Origin of the sequence: Bacterioplanoides pacificum (assembly GCF_042648445.1) — a bacterium.
GTDB classification, from domain to species: domain Bacteria; phylum Pseudomonadota; class Gammaproteobacteria; order Pseudomonadales; family Oceanobacteraceae; genus Bacterioplanoides; species Bacterioplanoides pacificum.
In genome coordinates, this window is the sequence record NZ_JBHRYB010000016.1 from 130,467 (window position 1) to 147,088 (window position 16,622).

The window sequence follows — 16,622 nt, forward strand, 5'->3', positions numbered from 1 at the left end:
TTTATGCCGATACAATCTGTGTCGCTGACGCGCCGTCAATTTATGCTTTCGGGGGCTGCTGCATCGGCCTTATGTTATTCCGCGGATAGCGGTTCTGCGGCACAACAATCGTCGCACAACCATCATCTGGCCGGACCGTCCAGCGATGGCTTTCCGTTTCAGCACGGTGTTGCCAGTGGTGATCCGCTGCATGACCGGGTCATTCTCTGGACCCGGATTACCCCGCCGGCGGGCATACAGCAATTGCAATATCGCTGGCGCGTGGCGTCGGATGTGAATTTTACCGAGCTGGTGGCACAAGGTCAGGGAGTTACCGATCTCGCGCGTGACTTTACCGTGAAAGTGGATGCCGACGGTTTGTCGCCGGGCCACAGTTATTATTATCTGTTCGAAGCACTGGGGCAGATGTCGGATATCGGCCGTACCCGTACCTTACCGCAGCATCATACCGAACACCTGCGTATTGCCTTTACCTCCTGCTCCAACTACGCCCGGGGGTATTTTAATGTGTATAAAGATATTGCCCGGCGGCCGGATCTGGATGTGGTGCTGCATCTGGGGGATTACATTTATGAATACGATAATCTGGAACAAAGCCTGAGCAGCGGACGACTGCATCAGCCGGCTCACGAAACCTTAACGCTGGCCGATTACCGCCAGCGCCACGCCTGTTATAAGCGCGATAACGATCTGCAGCAGCTGCACCGGCAACATCCGGTTATCGTGATCTGGGATGATCACGAAGTGGCCGATAACGCCTGGGGTGGCTTTGATCTGGCGACAGGCCGTTCCGGTGGCGCCGGTAACCATCAGGCCGCTGATGGCGACTGGCAGGGACGATTAGCGGCTGCGGTGCAGGCCTATATGGAATGGATGCCAATCCGCGAACAACACAATGACTATGGCCAGCGTCAGATCTACCGCTCGTTCCGGTTTGGTGATCTGCTGCAACTGAATATGCTGGATACCCGGCTGGCCGGCCGTGATGGTCCCAGTGACGATCCGGCGATCCGTGATGCACAACAGCGTACGTTACTTGGTTATCCGCAGGAGCGCTGGCTGGAGCAGCAGTTGTCGGACGCCCAGCGTGATGGCGTGTGCTGGAAATTGCTGGGGCAGCAGGTGATGATGGCGCAGTTCCAGCTTAATCATTCACCCCTGAATCACGATCAGTGGGATGGTTATCCGGCGGCACGCCAGCGTTTGTTTGATCATATCCGCCAGGCCAATATCGATAATTTTGTGGTACTCACCGGTGATATCCACTCCAGCTGGGCACTGACGCTGAACGATGATCCGTTTGCAGATCAGCCGGGCGATAATCTTGGTGTTGAACTGGTGACTCCGGCGGTAACGTCTCCCGGTATCGACAATCAAACCCAGGCGGCACTGGCGGCAGCGTCGCTTGAGTCGTTGCTGCCACATCTGAATTTTGTCGATTTTTATTACCGCGGTTATGTGTTGCTGGACATTACCCGGGAACGGATTCAGGCCGAATGGTGGGTGGTGGATAACGTGCAACGGCCGCGTTATGCCAGCCACTGTTTACGGGCATTGGTGATTCCCCGGGGACAGGCACAGTTGCAACCGGCGCCGGCATTAACTCCGGCGAAACCGGCGGCGGCGCTGGCGCCGGATTTTTCTCCTTCCTTTTCTTATCTGCGCCGCTGGCGCGGGCATACGGATCATTCCCTGCGCTCAGGCCTGCTGGCACAACAATCCACTTCGCTCTGAATAATCAACAGTTGTCCACGCTTTCTGTGGATAAAATATTGGATAAGTTTGGGGTAACCATCTCCAGGCCGCATAGTCTGGCGTCTTTTGTCAGATCGGTGAAAATTTAACCGATTTGTCACAATCTGCCGGAACTCACAGCACGACTGGGTTTTCAAGTGATTTTTGTATAAAAATCAATGATTTTTCAACAACCGGTCAGTCTGATTGTTAACTGTACAATTGGCCTTTGTGCTGTGGAAAAGTCTGTGATTAATCTGGAGATTAGTGGTGGAATCTTTTGTGAATTAACATTCTGCAAGGTTTTTTTGCACTTTCATGAACTGTATCGGGTATAACCTGAGGTTTATTGATACAGTTATCCGCTGATAGTGTTATCAGTTTTTAGCTCTGGCAGGAAAGCGTGCGTATGTTAGTGAATATGGCAATGGGACTGGCCACTCTTATCGTGTTTGTGGCGCTGTGGGAAGATGAACGGGGATTATTATTAGCGGCGGCTTTCACTGCGATCGGGGTCTGGCTGCGTAAGCTGCAGCAGCAGAATCATCAGTTACAACAGCAGCTTTTATTGCTGCAATCGCCAACCGACAGTGGTCCGCAATCTGCAGACAGCGGGGCGCAGGCCGAAACCAGGTCCTCCGGGGTAACAACTGCTCAGCAGGAGGTAGCACAGCAAGAAGTGGCACAGCAGGTTGTCTGGCCTGCCACGCCGGCTCAGACACAGCCGGCGTCTGAGCCTGAAGAGCAGACCCCGCCCCAGCCTGATCCGCAGGTGACTGCGTCATCCGCCGAAGCGGATAACCACAGTGTCGTTAACAGCCAGAATAACTACGCCCAGAGTAACAGCGCCCAAACTAACAGTGCCCAAAGTAACAGTGCCCAAAGTAACAGTGCCCAAAGTAACAGTGGTCAGAGTAACAGCGGTCAGAGTAATAACGGTCAGAATAACAACAGCCTGGATTACGCCTGGATGCGTGTCCGTGGCTGGCTGACACGTTTTTTCACCGAAGGGAATCTGGTCGCCCGGGTGGGAATTCTGGTGTTGTTTGTGGGGGTGGCGTTTCTGTTCAGTTTTGCTGCCCGCCAGGGGTTGTTGCCGATCGGCATGCGGTTTATCGGCGTCGGGGTGTTAGCTGCCGGGATCTTTGCACTGGGTTGGTGGCTGCGTCAGCGCCAGCGTATTTTTGCCCTGCTGGCTCAGGGAGCCGGGCTGGGGTTGGGGTATCTCAGTTTATTTGCTGCCGCGCGTTTGTATCAGTTATTGCCGATGAGCGGCGCGTTTGTTGCGATGTTGCTGTGTGTTGCGGCATCGGTGGCGCTGGCGTTACGTCAGGATGCTCGTGGACTGGCGTTATTTGCCGCGTTGGGTGGTTACCTGGCACCGGTGTTAATGAGCTCTGGCGATGGCAGTCATATTGCGCTGTTCAGCTATTACGCTTTGCTGAATACCGGTTTGTTGGCCACCGCCTGGTATAAGAGCTGGCGCGAGCTGAATCTGTGTGGCTTTTTATTCACCTTTATTGTTGCCGGCATCTGGGGTGGGGTGGAATACGAACGTGGCTATTTACTCAGCTCTGAAATTTTCCTGCTGTTATTTTTCCTGATGTTCCTGGCGGTGGCGGTATTATTTGCCTTACGCCAGCCTCCGCAACTGAAAGGCGTGATAGACGCCAGCCTGGTATTTGCGTTGCCGCTGGTGGTGATGGCGTATCAGAGTTATCTGTTGTATTACCTCGATTATTGGCTGGCCGGTTTTTCGCTGGCCTGTGGCCTGTTGTATCTGGGACTCAGCCTGTGGCTGAAAAAACGTCAGTCACTACAACTGCTGGCGCGCGCTTTTTATGCCATGGCACTGGTATTTATTGCCCTGGCGGTACCACTGGCATTGTCGCAGGAATGGAGCGTGATGACCTGGTCAGTACAGGGGGCCGCTCTGGTATGGCTGGGGCTGGAGCAACAAAACCGGCTCAATCGCCTGTTTGGTTACGGTTTGCTGACCATCAGCCTGATGTGGTTGTTAGTGGATGGTTATTTTATCCCGCTGCAGGCAATGTATCTGTTGCATGGTAAGGGGGTTGCGGCACTGGTGATGATCGCTGCGCTGTTGTTGGCGGCGTATCAGTTACAGCAAAAACTATCACACTGTGACTCGTTATTACCGGAAGAGAAGCTGGCGCAATATTTTTTATTTTCGGCAGCATTATTGTTGTGGTTGCTGATTCAGCTGCGTGAAATTGTCTTCTGGCTGACACCGGACTTTTACGCCCAGGCCTGGGTCGCATTACTGACGGTTACCGCTGCGCTGCTGTACGCCGGCTTGCGGCGTTTTGACTGGCCGTTATTGCGTTATCCATTATTGGCACTGGTGCCGTTGTTGTCTCTGCTGGCACTGGCGACCATGCTAGAGGAACAACGCTGGCTGGTGAACTGGGCGTCGGCTATCTGGTTTGTGGCGCTTCCCGGATGTTATTACCTGCTGTATCAGTTCCGCGAGGTGTTACCACAACGCTGGGCTGCCATATTCCACAGTCTGTTATTGACTCAGCTGCTGTTATTCAGCGGCCTGGAGCTGTTGCACCACGTTAACAACCGCTTTGCTTTTATCGACGATAGCGGCTGGCAGGAACTGGCGCTCCTGTTACCTGTATTAAGTTGTTGTGGCTGGTTGTTATGGCAGCCCGACAGTTCACGCTGGCCACTGGACACACAGTTAGCGATGTTACGCCAGCGGCTGTTGCCGTCGTATTTAGCGCTGCTGTCGCTGTTTGTTTGCCTGCGTTTGTTAACCGCAGATGGCGGTATGGTGCCTTATATTCCGTTGCTGAATGCGCTGGATGGCTTGGGTGTGGTGGTGCTGGCATTGCTGCTGTTGTGGTGGCGCAGTGGTTTCTGGCGTGCGCCCGGTGCCTGGCCGGACGCCCGGTTGACCGGCGATCTGCTACCGATCTGGAGTGGCCTGTTTGCCGCAACGCTGGTGAACACAGTGTTAGCCCGGTATATGACGCATTATCAGGCGCTGCCGTTTGAGTTGCACGCGCTGTGGCAGTCGGCCATGTTCCAGACCTTACTGGCACTGGTCTGGACCTTAATTGGCCTGGCACTCACTCTGCTGGCGAGCAGAAAAGCGCTGCGTCTGTTGTGGTTTGTGGGTGCCGCGATTCTGGCGCTGGTGGTGTTCAAGCTGTTCCTGGTCGATTTGTCCGGGCATGAAACCATCGCACGCATTGTTTCTTTTATTGCGGTGGGTCTGTTGTTGATGGCGGTGGGGTATTTCTCGCCGCTGCCACCGCAACGACGCGAGTCAGACTAGCCGGGTTATGGCAGTGTGCTGATCGGTTGGTAGGCTTTTGGACACAAAATGATTTGTAATTATCATTTTGTTATATTATAACGTTTTATTAGTATTAAGAATAACGTCCCGTAATCCTCAGTGATTCCGTTTTTTTGAGTGCTTCTTGTTATGTTATATCGTCTTTTAATGTGCGGGCTGGTGCTCGGTGGTGTTACGCCGCTGGGGCATTCGGTTGAGCTCGACACCGTGGTTGTCAGTTCAGGTGATGATTCGTCCTTGTCAGATGTCGCTCAGCCGGTGCTGGTGCTGGATAAAGACGCGCTGGCGAAAAATCCGGGGGACTCGCTGGGCACCTTACTGCAGCAACAACCCGGCATCAGTAATGCTTCATTTGGCCCGGGGGTTGGTCGGCCGGTATTGCGTGGCATGAGCGGCAGCCGGGTGAAAATCATGGTGAATGGTCATGACAGTGCGGATTTATCGGCCATGAGTTCCGATCATGCACCGATGGCGGAGGCCGCCAATGCTCATCAGCTGGAAGTGATTCAGGGACCGGCGACCCTGTTGTTTGGCGGTGGTGCCATCGGGGGGGTCGTGAATGTGCTGGATGGTAAAATTGCGCGCCAGCCGGTAAATGGAATCAGCGGAAACGTTTCAGCAAAAGCCACGAGTAATGAATCCGGCCGCCAGTTAAGCGCTGAACTGAATGGCGGTAATGGCCAGTATGCCTGGCATATCAGCGGTTTTGATAAATCCAGTGGCGATTATCATGCCGCCGCCGGAGAACAAGTCGCTAACAGCGATACCTCAGGGAATGGTGTCAGTGCTGGTTTTTCTCTGACCTCGGCTGAGCGGGGTTTTATTGGCTTCAGTGTTTCACAGAGTGAATACGACTATGCCGTTCCAAACGATGAAAATACCCCCACCCGCGTGCGCCCGGAACAAATTCGTTATGATCTGAAGTCGTCCTGGCTGAATCCGTTGGATGGCGTTATTAGCTGGGATAACGAATTATCTTTCAACGACTATGAGCATGAAGAAGTCACGCTGCCTACAGTCGAAGGGTTATTCGATCAGGAAACCTGGGAATTTAACAGCCGTTTGCGTCATGCGCCGCTGTCTGGCTGGCAGGGCCAGCTGGGTTTTTCGCTGCGTCAGCAAAGGTTGCAGTTGTGTCATGACCACAGCGGCTGTTCTGCAATTCCGGATTACAGTGCACAAAACTGGAATGGCGGGCGTGGCAGTTTATTGCGCAATGATTTTCCGTTTGCGCATAACACACCAATGCCAGAAGCAGAAACCCAGGATATTGGTTATTACCTGGTGGAAAAACGAAACTGGGAAAATGACCAGTGGGGGAATGGTAATTTAGAATTTGGTGCGCGTATTGATTACCGCACGATTTCTCTCGACCCGAAAACCGTTGATCCGGCCTGGCGTCAGCACCGTGGTTATTATGCCGATGTGAATTTTGCACCACTGACGCTCTCAGCCGCGGCCAGCTGGAATATCAGTCAGACGCAGCGCTGGGCCATCAGCATTGCCCGGGCGGAACGGGCACCGGATGCTCAGGAAATGTTCTGGAATGGTGATCATCACGCCACCTTTTCTTATCAGCTGGATAACCCGGAACTGGAAAAAGAAACGGCTTATACCCTGGATATTAACTGGACATTAACCCGGCAGAATTGGCTGGCCCGGGTCGCCGTCTATCGTTATTTATTTCAGGATTATATTTATAACGACTTAAAAGATCTGGTTAACCCATATCATTCCGCTAATGCGGTATATCGTTATGAACAGGCTGATGCTGAATTCTTTGGTGGCGAAGCGAGCCTGGAATATTTCTTTGCCGATAATCTTTATGTCCGGATGCAGGGCGATTACGTCAATGCACAGCTACGCCAGGCTGTAGATAACAGTAAAAACCTGCCGCGTACACCACCGGCAACTGCATTATTACAGCTAGGCTGGCAACACCATCAGTGGCAGGCCGAGGTGGAAAACTTTTGGTCACTGGCACAACGCAAAACCGCCAGCCAGGAAACGGCCGCGGCGGCCTATCAGCATGTTAATGCCCGTATTAACTACAGCCATATTGGAGCCGCGGATTACGAATGGCTGCTGGGATTGCGGGTGAATAATCTGTTTGATGCGCCGGGCCGTAATCATGTGTCTTATCTGAAAGAATTTGCGCCACTGCCGGGACGCAATATCAGCTTAACCACCTCATTAAAATTTTAACGTCTGAAAAGATATAGGGAGTTGTTATGGAAAAAAAATTTTATTCATTGTCTGCTGTGTTGGTGTCTCTGGCATTGACCGGCTGTGGCAGTGACAGCAGTAGTAATGATAACAGCGAGTGTCATGACCCGAGCTGTTTTGCACACACCGATTCCGGGCGCTTAATGGTTTCATCCGCAGATAGCGCAGCGCTGAGTGTATTAAATCTGGAAAATAATGAGGTGCTGGATACCTTTGCGTTAACCCATAAGGCCAGCAGCCTGTACGCTTCGCCGGGCTATCGTTACGGCATTGCGATGTATCGCGATGACGACGGCCTGGTGGAAGTGATCGATGGCGGTCAGTATCAGGAAGATCACGGTGATCATTTACATCCTTATGAAAAAGATCCGTCTAAATTAAATGTATCGATTGCGGGGGCTAACCCGACTCACTATGAAATACACGCTGGTCGTGGCGCTATTTTCTTTGATGGCGCAGAGGGTGTGGTTTCCAAAGTCGTTGAATTTGGTGATGCTCAGTTAGCTGCGGGTACGGCGAATTCGTTTGAACTGGCTTCTGCTCATCATGGTACTGCAGAACCTCTGGGTGAACATATTCTGGTGTCCAATAAAGGAGACTCAGCTTCGTCGTTACCGGAGAAAGTGGATTTATTCCATTTCCATGACGGTGATGGTTTCGAATTGGACCAGACGTTCGATGAAACGTGTCCTGGTTTACACGGCAGTTTCACAACTGAAGAAGGTTCGGTATTCGGCTGTACTGATGGCGTTCTGGTGATTAAAGAAGGTGACAACCACGCATTTATGGCAACGAAAATTGCCAATATCGCAGCCATTGGTGACAGCCGTATTGGTTCTTTCTCTGGTTATGCTGAGTCACACCTTGTTGCTGGCTGGGCTGACGATAACCTGTTTGCCATCGACCTGGAAAACATGAGCATGGAGCTGGTTGACTGGAACGGCGCTGCTGAAGATGTTACTAAAAATAACGCCCATATGTCGGCTAACGGTGAATATATGCTGGTACTGGATAGCACAGGGACGCTGCATATTTTATCCGGTGTTGCTGAGCATGAGCATGATGCCGGAGACGCGCATGACGCTGAACAGGAGGCACATGGCTTTGTATATCAGACGAGTATTAAAGTCCTGAATGTTATGCCTGAGCCGGTTCAGGGACACGCCGGACTGCGTCAGCCTCGCGTCAGCATGGTTTCTTCTCCGGCAATGGATTTTGCTTATGTTGTTGATTCTGTTACTCAGCAAGTGGTGGTTGTTCATCTCGAAGATGCTGAGGTTGAAAACCGTATTAAGCTATCTTTTACCCCGGCACAGGTTGCCTGGGTAGGGATTGCTTCATCTGATCATGACCACGACCATGAAGACGATGAAGCACATAATCACGATTAAATACTGATTTAATTGTGGTGCATAAAAATGCCGTTTCTCTGATCAGGAGAAACGGCATTTTTTTATTACGGTGGCACGAAAAGAAGTGTTGCTGGTTAATTAAATTGCCACTGCGCTTTTAACCAGAAGGTACGGCCGGGCTCGTTAATACGCTCGCTCACTTCATAAAAGCCACCGATATCAACGCCACTACGGGAAATATGTTCGGCATAATTACGGTCAAACAGGTTATCAATACCGCTGCTGAAGGTCAGATTGTGACCGGGTGTATAAGCGGCGTGAAGCGAAAATACGGCAAACCCGGGTGTTTGGCCGATATCCTGGCCAACGATATTGCCTTTACCCGGGTCGACCCGGTTCTGGTCGGCAACCAGGCGTAATAAACCACCGCTGCTCCATTGGTTTGCGATGTAGTTCAGCCCCAGACGTGCTTCCAGAGGAGGCATCTGGGCTAAGGCCTGATGATCGCTGTTATTTTCACCATGAACCCAGGCCAGTGTGGCGGTTGAATTCCAGCGCTGAGTCAGGCGCTGGCTGATGTCGGCTTCGGCGCCCCAGGTTTTTGCATCGATATTACGGGCGTTACTGGCAACCATGCTCAGGCTTTCGATCAGGATGTAGTCCTTGTGTTTGGCATAAAACGCAGAAACGGACGCCCGGGTGCCGCTGGTTTTATAAATTGCACCGATATCTAACTGGGTGGTTTTTTCCGGTTTGGTATCAAAGGTACTGGCACTGCCATTAACCCGCATGCCCATCATATTGACCGTGGCTGCCGGATTTTTCATCCGTTCCCAATAATCCGCTGCCCGCTGTGCATGGCCCAGGCCGGCGTACCAGCGGGTGGCATCGAGCTGTTGTTCGAAGCGGATAAACGCATTTTTTAAGGTGTTGTTATCTTTGTCGCCGGAGCTGGTGCGACCAGAGCGTTTATCTTCTGCACGATTTTTATTTAACCGTAAGCCGGCGTGTAAGGCATTGTCGCCCAGCGTCTGATGCCATTCGCCATAGACACCATAATTCTGCACACTGAGGTCATCCACCCGTGGCTGGGACTGGTAGTCGACACCTTTGCGTACCGAATGATCATCGCGGTTCCAGTCACTGCCAATATTCAGTTCGCTGTTGCTGACTGGTTGCAGGGTGGCTGTCAGCTTGGCACCTTTGATTTCCCGGTCGGGGTTGCTGAGCATTTTCATCCCCGTGTTTGGCCGCAGGGAAAAGTTATCCATTACATGATCAACGTAACCCTGATAAATCCGTGCTTCGATTTCGCTGATTAATGGTGAAACTGCGCGCACACGATAATTTAAACTGTGTTGTTCGCGCTCAAATTTAGCGCCATCCATGCCACGGTCACCATAGCGGGCTTCACCATCGCTGCGTGACGTGGTCAGTTCGATATCGGTATCCAGAGTGGGTGTCCAGCCCAGTGTGGCGTCGGCATTCCAGCGGTTATAAGCGGAGTGAACTTCATCGCCGTTGCCATCTTTGTAGTTATTGGCATCGGCTCGGGTACCGTTTAACCGCAGGTAGCCCTGCTCGTTGCCAGCCGTGACTCCGGCGGCCTGATCATTACGGTCGGCACTGCCGAATAACACACTGGCATAACCACTGATGCCTGGTTCAGAAAACTGAGGGCGCTGATGATTAAATAATACCGTGCCCGCTGATCCGGCACCGGCGTGTTGTACCGACTGTGGACCTTTTAAAATAACCACTTCATCAAACGCTTCCGGATAAACATAAGCGGTGGGCGGGTCCATACGCATGCCACAGCCCCCCATAACCTGTTCGCCATTTAATAAAATCCCCAGGCGTGAAGCGGCCATGCCGCGGAATACCGGATCGCCATCGGCTCCGCCTTTACGAATCACACTGAAGCCGGGAATATTTTTTAATAAATCGGCACCGTCATGAGCCGGAACCGGCTGCCGTGGTGCTTTGGGATCGGTGCGGACGGTTAATACATCGTCTGTTTGTGGCGCGGTGACGACCATAGGGGTCAGCTCGGTACCTTGGTCTGCATTAACTGCCGGGCTAAGTACGGCACAGATAATAGCGCAGTGGATCAGAGTAGGGCGGAACATGATGCGTAATCCTTCAACGTAAGGTAATGGCGCGCAGATTACTCAATTCTGCGGCGCCAGGCGTGTGACAGGATGTCGCATTGGCCGGCCCCGGCCTGATACAGATCAATCAGGCTGGTAATAAACGCGGGTAGCGGCGATTAAAAAGCGGCGTTTACGGATTTGTGTTGCCGGGTAAGCGAAACCAGCAGTAATAACCATGAGCAGAGCATTTTCCAGCATCAGGCGAATATAGGCATTACATTGAATATCCGATTTAAAGTGGCTGTGGTCGCTGATCGCGCCGCACATCGTGGCGGTCGCTGCGTAAAATATCCTTATCCATGGAATACCTTTGTGTTTACCTGTCCTTTGGTTTGTGCCGCGGCATAATACAAAAAAATCCCCGCCGGAATCACTTCCGGCGGGGATTTAGGCTCAGCTGCAAGTAATTGATTACTTGGATGCTTCTACGATGCGCTTCATGTCAGTCATGTAGCCACGCAGTTCCTGACCAACCCATTCAACCGGGTGGTTACGAACCAGATCGTTTACTTCGATCAGACGAGCGTTGTCTACTGAGTTAGACTTAACGTTCAGGCCTTTACCGATTACATCCGTAGAGATGTGTGGCATGAACTTCTCGCGCAACAGAGGCACTGCCGCGTGAGCGAACAGGTAGCAGCCGTATTCTGCAGTGTCAGAGATAACCACGTTCATCTCGTACAGTTTCTTACGAGCGATGGTGTTAGCAATCAGTGGCGTTTCGTGCAGAGACTCGTAGTAAGCAGACTCTTCAACGATGCCAGACTCAACCATGGTTTCGAATGCCAGCTCAACGCCCGCTTTCACCATAGCAACCAGCATTACGCCGTGATCGAAGTATTCCTGCTCGTCGATTTCAACGTCGGAAGCCGGTGCTTTTTCGAAGCCGGTTTGTGCCGTTTCTTCACGCCATTTCAGCAGGTTAGCATCGCCAGCTGCCCAGTCTTCCATCATGGTCTTGGAGAAGTGACCCGTCATGATGTCGTCCTGGTGCTTACGGAACAGAGGACGCATCAGTTCTTTCAGCTCTTCTGCCATGTCGAAAGCAACCAGCTTAGCCGGGTTAGACAGACGATCCATCATGTTAGTGATGCCGCCGTACTTCAGTGCTTCCGTAACCGTTTCCCAACCGTATTGGATCAGCTTGGCTGCGTAGCCTTCGTCGATGCCGTCTTCAACCATTTTTTCGAAGCCCAGGATGGCGCCGGTTTGCAGCATGCCACACAGGATGGTTTGCTCACCCATCAGGTCAGACTTAACTTCAGCAACGAAAGAAGATTCCAGAACGCCGGCGCGGTCGCCGCCAGTGGCAGAAGCCCATGCTTTCGCCTGGTCGTGGCCTTTACCTTCCGGATCGTTCTCTGGGTGAACAGCCATCAGCGTTGGTACACCGAAACCACGCTTGTATTCTTCACGTACTTCAGAACCCGGGCACTTAGGCGCAACCATGATGACGGTTAAGTCTTCACGGATCTGCATGCCTTCTTCAACAATGTTGAAACCGTGGGAATAACCCAGAGTTGCACCTTGCTTCATCAGTGGCATTACGGCTTCGACAACGCTGGTGTGCTGCTTGTCTGGCGTCAGGTTACAAACCAGATCTGCAGTCGGGATCAGCTCTTCGTAGGTACCCACGGTGAAACCGTTTTCGGTGGCGTTTTTCCATGACTGACGCTTTTCAGTGATGGCTGCTTCACGCAGAGCGTAAGAAACATCCAGACCAGAATCGCGCATGTTCATGCCCTGGTTCAGACCCTGAGCACCACAACCAACGATAACAACTTTTTTGCCTTTCAGAACTTCACAACCGTTGGTGAATTCTTCGCGGTCCATAAAACGACAACGGCCCAGCTGGTCCAGTTGCTCACGCAGGTTCAGCGTATTGAAGTAGTTCTCACCCATGACAGGATCTCCATTAACAGAATGAATTCAGCGGAAGTATTCCGGTGAACAAAATCAAATCGCCGCAAATAGTAAAAGAAGAAAGGCGTTGCGTAAAATGCTATATTTGCGCAATGGTGTTGCGTTTTTTGCAACAAAACCTGAGCGGTACTTCAACCTTGTTTTTCAGTCGCCGCGCCGAAGGGCCATCCATGGCCCTGCCGCCTGCTTGTCAGGCGTTAGGCGCAACATCCTGTTGCTGCTTTGAAAAACAATATTAAAGCGCCGTCTTATCCGGATAGAGGACAGTGGGTGGATTATAAAGACCTGCAATCGTTTCTTAGCCTGTGCTCCCACCTTCATTTAGGTAAAGCCAGCGAAGAACTACATATGAGCCCGTCAACGCTGAGCCGGCGCCTGGCGCGTATGGAGGAAGAGGTCGGGGCGACGTTATTAATACGGGAGACCTCACCCTTGTCGCTGACCCATGCCGGAGAGCAGTTTCGCCGCCATGCTGAAAATACCTTATCAGACTGGCAACAGCTGAAACGCGCAGTGGGGGTAGAGGTCAGTGATCTTGAGGGCAGTCTGACCCTGTTTTGTACCGTGACGGCCAGTTACAGCTTTCTGGCGGATTTACTGACCCGCTTTCGTGAGCGATATCCGCGGGTCGAATTGCTGGTGCATACCGGTGATGCTGCAGAGTCGATTCCCAAGGCCGAAAGTGGCGAGGCTGATATTGTGGTGGCGGCCCGCCCTGAGCAGCTCAGTGAGGACTTGAGTTTTAAAACCATTACCCCGTCACCGTTGTTGTTTATCGCTCCTAAAAATCTCAGTAGCCTGCCTTTACTCACCCAGGCAGAAATTGACTGGGGAGAGGTGCCGATGGTGTTGTCGGAATCCGGTCTGGCCCGCACCCGGGTCGACCGCTGGTTCGCTGCCCGCAATATCCGCCCGAATATCTATGCCCAGGTCTCTGGCCATGAAGCGATTGTTAGTATGGTGGCATTGGGTGCCGGGGTTGGTGTGGTGCCGGAGCTGGTACTGAAGAACAGTCCGATGTCGGCCCGGGTGCGGGTGTTGGCGGTGCAGCCGGAGCTGGAGCCTTTTGCGGTGGGGCTGTGTGCCCGTACCGAGCGCTTACAACATCCTTTGTTACAGGCTATCTGGAATGTGTCGGCGGCAATGGACAACACGAATACCTTAACAGCCGTGTTGTAATCACTCATAATGACTGAGTGATAAAGTATTTTTTACGAGTTAACAATGAATCACGAAGACAATAAGGTTGTTCCCTTGACTGAAAACACTCCCGAACATCAGAGCGGTGAGGCTGAAAAGCCCGCGAAATGGCCAGGTCGTAAGGGCATTTACCTGCTGCCGAACCTGTTTACCACCGGCGCCTTGTTCTCCGGTTTCTACGCTGTTGTGGCCAGTATGAATGGTCACTTCGAAAATGCCGCCATTGCGATTTTTATCGCTATGATTCTGGACGGCCTGGATGGCCGGGTCGCACGCTTGACCAATACCCAGAGTGACTTTGGTGCCGAATATGACAGCCTGGCGGACATGGTGTCGTTTGGTGTGGCACCGGCGCTGGTGGCCTTTAGTTGGGCGCTGCAGGACCTGGGCAAGGTCGGCTGGGTGGCGGCGTTTGTTTATGTCGCGGGTGCGGCATTACGCCTGGCGCGGTTTAATACTCAGCTGGCGGTCGCTGATAAAAACTTCTTTACCGGTCTGGCCAGCCCGGCGGCGGCGGCTATTGTGGCCGGTACCGTATGGGCCTTCAGTGAAACCGGTACTGCTGGTGCGGATATCGCCTGGTTGATGGCTTTGATTGTTCCGGGTGCGGGCCTGTTAATGGTCAGTAACTTCCGTTACCACAGTTTTAAAGGACTTGATCTGAAAGGTAAGGTGCCGTTTGTTGCTTTACTGGCGGTGGTGATGGTGTTTGTGGTGGTATCGATTGATCCGGCTAAGGTGTTATTGGGTGTGTTTATGGCTTACGCCTTATCGGGCCCGGTATATGATGGCTGGAGCCGGCTGAAACAAAAGAAATAACCCCGCTGAATTTTTTGCCGTTTTGCCTGTCTGAGGTTCTACTATCAGGCAGTAGCAGCAGACAGGTTAAATGGCATGATTATCCGGCAACAGCAGTCATCCGACGTCCTTCCCTCCGAAATAACACCTCACTCGGGTTACCTTAACCGCCGTCAGTTTCTTGGCCAAGCCGCGGCTGTGTCCGTGGCGGCTGCTGCATTACCGGCTCAGGCCATTCAGATCCATGAATCAACCCGACAGCAAAGGCCTGAATGGTTAGCCGGGCAGGTGGCTGCCGCCCGAGAAAGTCAGTGGGGGAAAGACGAAACCCTGACGCCCTATCCAAACGTTACTCAATACAATAACTTTTATGAGTTTGGCACCGGCAAAGATGATCCCTATCGTTACGCCTCGAAGCTGAAAACCGATCCCTGGTCGGTTGAGGTGACGGGTGAGTGTGAGCTGAAGGGCACTTTTACGCTGGAGGATCTGCTGAGCCAGGTGGATCTGGAAGAGCGCATTTATCGCCTGCGTTGTGTTGAAGCCTGGTCGATGGTGATTCCCTGGATCGGTTTTGAGCTGTCATCTTTGTTGAAGCGCTTTAAGCCGCTGTCATCCGCTAACTATGTTGAATTCACCACCCTGCACGACCCGAAGCAAATGCCGGGTCAGCGTTCGGTGTTTTCAACCATTGACTGGCCTTATGTTGAAGGGCTGCGGATGGATGAAGCGATGAATCCGCTGACAATTATGGCTGTTGGTTTGTATGGTGAGGTATTACCTAACCAGAACGGTGCTCCCTTCCGCCTGGTCGTTCCGTGGAAATATGGCTTCAAAAGTATCAAGTCGATTGTCAGAATCCGTTTTGTCGAACAGATGCTGAAAACGACCTGGGCACAACTGGCGCCAAACGAATATGGCTTTTATGCCAATGTAAATCCGCAGGTCGATCACCCGCGCTGGTCCCAGGCACGTGAACGCCGTTTGCCATCCGGCCTGTTTAAACCGAATCGTATTGAAACGCAGATGTTTAACGGTTATGCCGAACAGGTCGCCTCTCTTTATAGTGGCATGAATCTGCGCAAGTATTATTAACAGGCGGTTAGTCGGGGCATGGTTTTAACACTCAGACGCATTACCGTTTTTCTGGTAAGTATGATGCCGTTCTTTTATCTGTTGCAGCAGGTTGTACGGCTGCAGGCCGGAGAATGGAATATTCTTGGCCCGGAACCAGGGAAGGCTATTGTCTGGTTCAGCGGCAGCTGGGCGTTTAATTTTTTGCTGATTACCCTGGCGGTAACACCGGGGAGTCAATATCTGCGGCAAAAGTGGCTGGTTGTGCACCGCCGCATGCTGGGGCTATTTGTCTTCTTCTATTCAACCCTGCATTTGTTTGCTTACTTTGCCTTCCTGCTTGAGTGGCAATGGCGGGAGCTGGGTAAAGAGATCATTGAGCGTCCTTATTTGTTGTTGGGGGTAGTTGCGTGGCTATTGCTGGTACCGCTGACGATTACATCGACGAAACAATGGCAGCGCCGGTTGAAGCGGCGCTGGAAAAAGTTACACCGGCTTGTATATGTCACCGGGTTACTGGCCGCCATACACTATTTGTTACAGATTCGTTCCAGCTGGTTTGAGCCAGTGCTCTACACTGTGTTGTTACTGTTGCTTCTGGCATTGCGGTTGTGGCGGTATAAACAGCGCACCTGCTGATGCCCAGTTGGAAAACTGCAGATTTTCATCTTGCTGTAAAAAACTTACAAAAAGGTGTTGACGGTTTTTTCTATGTCTGTAGAATGCGCCGCTCCTGATCGCTGAGGGCGAAAAGGAAAGCCAGACGGAACTGGTTAAGTGCTTGTTTTTAAATAACTTTTTAAAAATAACTGCTTGACACGCTGGCTTGGT

At 52.1% G+C, this 16,622-nt stretch carries 12 protein-coding genes; 9 read left to right on the forward strand and 3 right to left on the reverse strand.

Annotated features, from left to right (window positions below; translation table 11 throughout):
* Nucleotides 1–3: 3 nt before the first annotated feature.
* The 4 genes from ACFOMG_RS16540 (at nucleotide 4) to ACFOMG_RS16555 (ending at nucleotide 8,682) form a co-directional block, all read left to right on the forward strand.
* Nucleotides 4–1,734, forward strand: coding sequence for an alkaline phosphatase D family protein (locus tag ACFOMG_RS16540; protein WP_376868290.1), 1,731 nt, complete (start codon nucleotides 4–6; stop codon nucleotides 1,732–1,734).
* A gap of 409 nt (nucleotides 1,735–2,143) precedes the next feature.
* Nucleotides 2,144–5,044, forward strand: coding sequence for a DUF2339 domain-containing protein (locus ACFOMG_RS16545; protein WP_376868291.1), 2,901 nt, complete (start codon nucleotides 2,144–2,146; stop codon nucleotides 5,042–5,044).
* A gap of 150 nt (nucleotides 5,045–5,194) precedes the next feature.
* Nucleotides 5,195–7,270 (forward strand): TonB-dependent receptor, encoded by a 2,076-nt coding sequence (locus tag ACFOMG_RS16550; RefSeq protein ID WP_376868292.1) that lies wholly within the window; start codon nucleotides 5,195–5,197, stop codon nucleotides 7,268–7,270.
* A gap of 26 nt (nucleotides 7,271–7,296) precedes the next feature.
* Complete coding sequence (locus ACFOMG_RS16555; protein ID WP_376868294.1) at nucleotides 7,297–8,682, forward strand: hypothetical protein; 1,386 nt, start codon at nucleotides 7,297–7,299, stop codon at nucleotides 8,680–8,682.
* 95 nt (nucleotides 8,683–8,777) lie between these two features.
* Here ACFOMG_RS16555 and ACFOMG_RS16560 read toward each other — a convergent pair whose 3' ends face one another.
* The 3 genes from ACFOMG_RS16560 to ilvC all read right to left on the reverse strand — a co-directional run bounded on the left by ACFOMG_RS16560 (nucleotide 8,778) and on the right by ilvC (nucleotide 12,698).
* Nucleotides 8,778–10,772 (reverse strand): TonB-dependent copper receptor, encoded by a 1,995-nt coding sequence (locus ACFOMG_RS16560; RefSeq protein ID WP_376868296.1) that lies wholly within the window; start codon nucleotides 10,770–10,772, stop codon nucleotides 8,778–8,780.
* A gap of 105 nt (nucleotides 10,773–10,877) precedes the next feature.
* The gene (locus ACFOMG_RS16565) at nucleotides 10,878–11,063 is read right to left on the reverse strand and encodes a DUF898 family protein (RefSeq protein ID WP_376868298.1); all 186 of its coding nucleotides are present in this window, start codon (nucleotides 11,061–11,063) and stop codon (nucleotides 10,878–10,880) included.
* A gap of 144 nt (nucleotides 11,064–11,207) precedes the next feature.
* Nucleotides 11,208–12,698 (reverse strand): ketol-acid reductoisomerase, encoded by a 1,491-nt coding sequence (gene ilvC, locus ACFOMG_RS16570; protein WP_376868300.1) that lies wholly within the window; start codon nucleotides 12,696–12,698, stop codon nucleotides 11,208–11,210.
* A gap of 44 nt (nucleotides 12,699–12,742) precedes the next feature.
* On the opposite strand from ilvC, the gene ACFOMG_RS16575 reads away from it, so the two are divergent.
* The 5 genes from ACFOMG_RS16575 to ACFOMG_RS16595 all read left to right on the forward strand — a co-directional run bounded on the left by ACFOMG_RS16575 (nucleotide 12,743) and on the right by ACFOMG_RS16595 (nucleotide 16,430).
* Entirely contained in the window at nucleotides 12,743–12,958 is a 216-nt protein-coding gene (locus ACFOMG_RS16575) for a hypothetical protein (RefSeq protein ID WP_376868302.1), read from the forward strand.
* Nucleotides 12,959–12,989: 31 nt separating this feature from the next.
* Nucleotides 12,990–13,898 carry an HTH-type transcriptional activator IlvY gene (ilvY, locus tag ACFOMG_RS16580; RefSeq protein WP_376868303.1) on the forward strand — a complete coding sequence of 303 codons (909 nt, stop codon included), beginning with the start codon at nucleotides 12,990–12,992 and terminating at the stop codon, nucleotides 13,896–13,898.
* Between the two features lie 45 nt (nucleotides 13,899–13,943).
* The gene (gene pssA / locus ACFOMG_RS16585; RefSeq protein WP_376868305.1) at nucleotides 13,944–14,738 is read left to right on the forward strand and encodes a CDP-diacylglycerol--serine O-phosphatidyltransferase; all 795 of its coding nucleotides are present in this window, start codon (nucleotides 13,944–13,946) and stop codon (nucleotides 14,736–14,738) included.
* 75 nt (nucleotides 14,739–14,813) lie between these two features.
* Nucleotides 14,814–15,812, forward strand: coding sequence for a protein-methionine-sulfoxide reductase catalytic subunit MsrP (gene msrP, locus ACFOMG_RS16590; RefSeq protein WP_376868306.1), 999 nt, complete (start codon nucleotides 14,814–14,816; stop codon nucleotides 15,810–15,812).
* 60 nt (nucleotides 15,813–15,872) lie between these two features.
* Entirely contained in the window at nucleotides 15,873–16,430 is a 558-nt protein-coding gene (locus ACFOMG_RS16595; protein WP_376868308.1) for a protein-methionine-sulfoxide reductase heme-binding subunit MsrQ, read from the forward strand.
* Nucleotides 16,431–16,622: the final 192 nt, after the last annotated feature.

Excerpts from the sequence above, each read along its gene's own strand:
- ACFOMG_RS16540 (WP_376868290.1), top strand. The coding sequence starts at position 4 with ATGCCGATACAATCTGTGTCGCTGACGCGCCGTCAATTTATGCTTTCG.
- ACFOMG_RS16545 (WP_376868291.1), top strand. The coding sequence starts at position 2,144 with ATGTTAGTGAATATGGCAATGGGACTGGCCACTCTTATCGTGTTTGTG.
- ACFOMG_RS16550 (WP_376868292.1), top strand. The coding sequence starts at position 5,195 with ATGTTATATCGTCTTTTAATGTGCGGGCTGGTGCTCGGTGGTGTTACG.
- ACFOMG_RS16555 (WP_376868294.1), top strand. The coding sequence starts at position 7,297 with ATGGAAAAAAAATTTTATTCATTGTCTGCTGTGTTGGTGTCTCTGGCA.
- ACFOMG_RS16560 (WP_376868296.1), bottom strand. The coding sequence starts at position 10,772 with ATGTTCCGCCCTACTCTGATCCACTGCGCTATTATCTGTGCCGTACTT.
- ACFOMG_RS16565 (WP_376868298.1), bottom strand. The coding sequence starts at position 11,063 with ATGTGCGGCGCGATCAGCGACCACAGCCACTTTAAATCGGATATTCAA.
- ilvC (WP_376868300.1), bottom strand. The coding sequence starts at position 12,698 with ATGGGTGAGAACTACTTCAATACGCTGAACCTGCGTGAGCAACTGGAC.
- pssA (WP_376868305.1), top strand. The coding sequence starts at position 13,944 with ATGAATCACGAAGACAATAAGGTTGTTCCCTTGACTGAAAACACTCCC.
- msrP (WP_376868306.1), top strand. The coding sequence starts at position 14,814 with ATGATTATCCGGCAACAGCAGTCATCCGACGTCCTTCCCTCCGAAATA.
- ACFOMG_RS16595 (WP_376868308.1), top strand. The coding sequence starts at position 15,873 with ATGATGCCGTTCTTTTATCTGTTGCAGCAGGTTGTACGGCTGCAGGCC.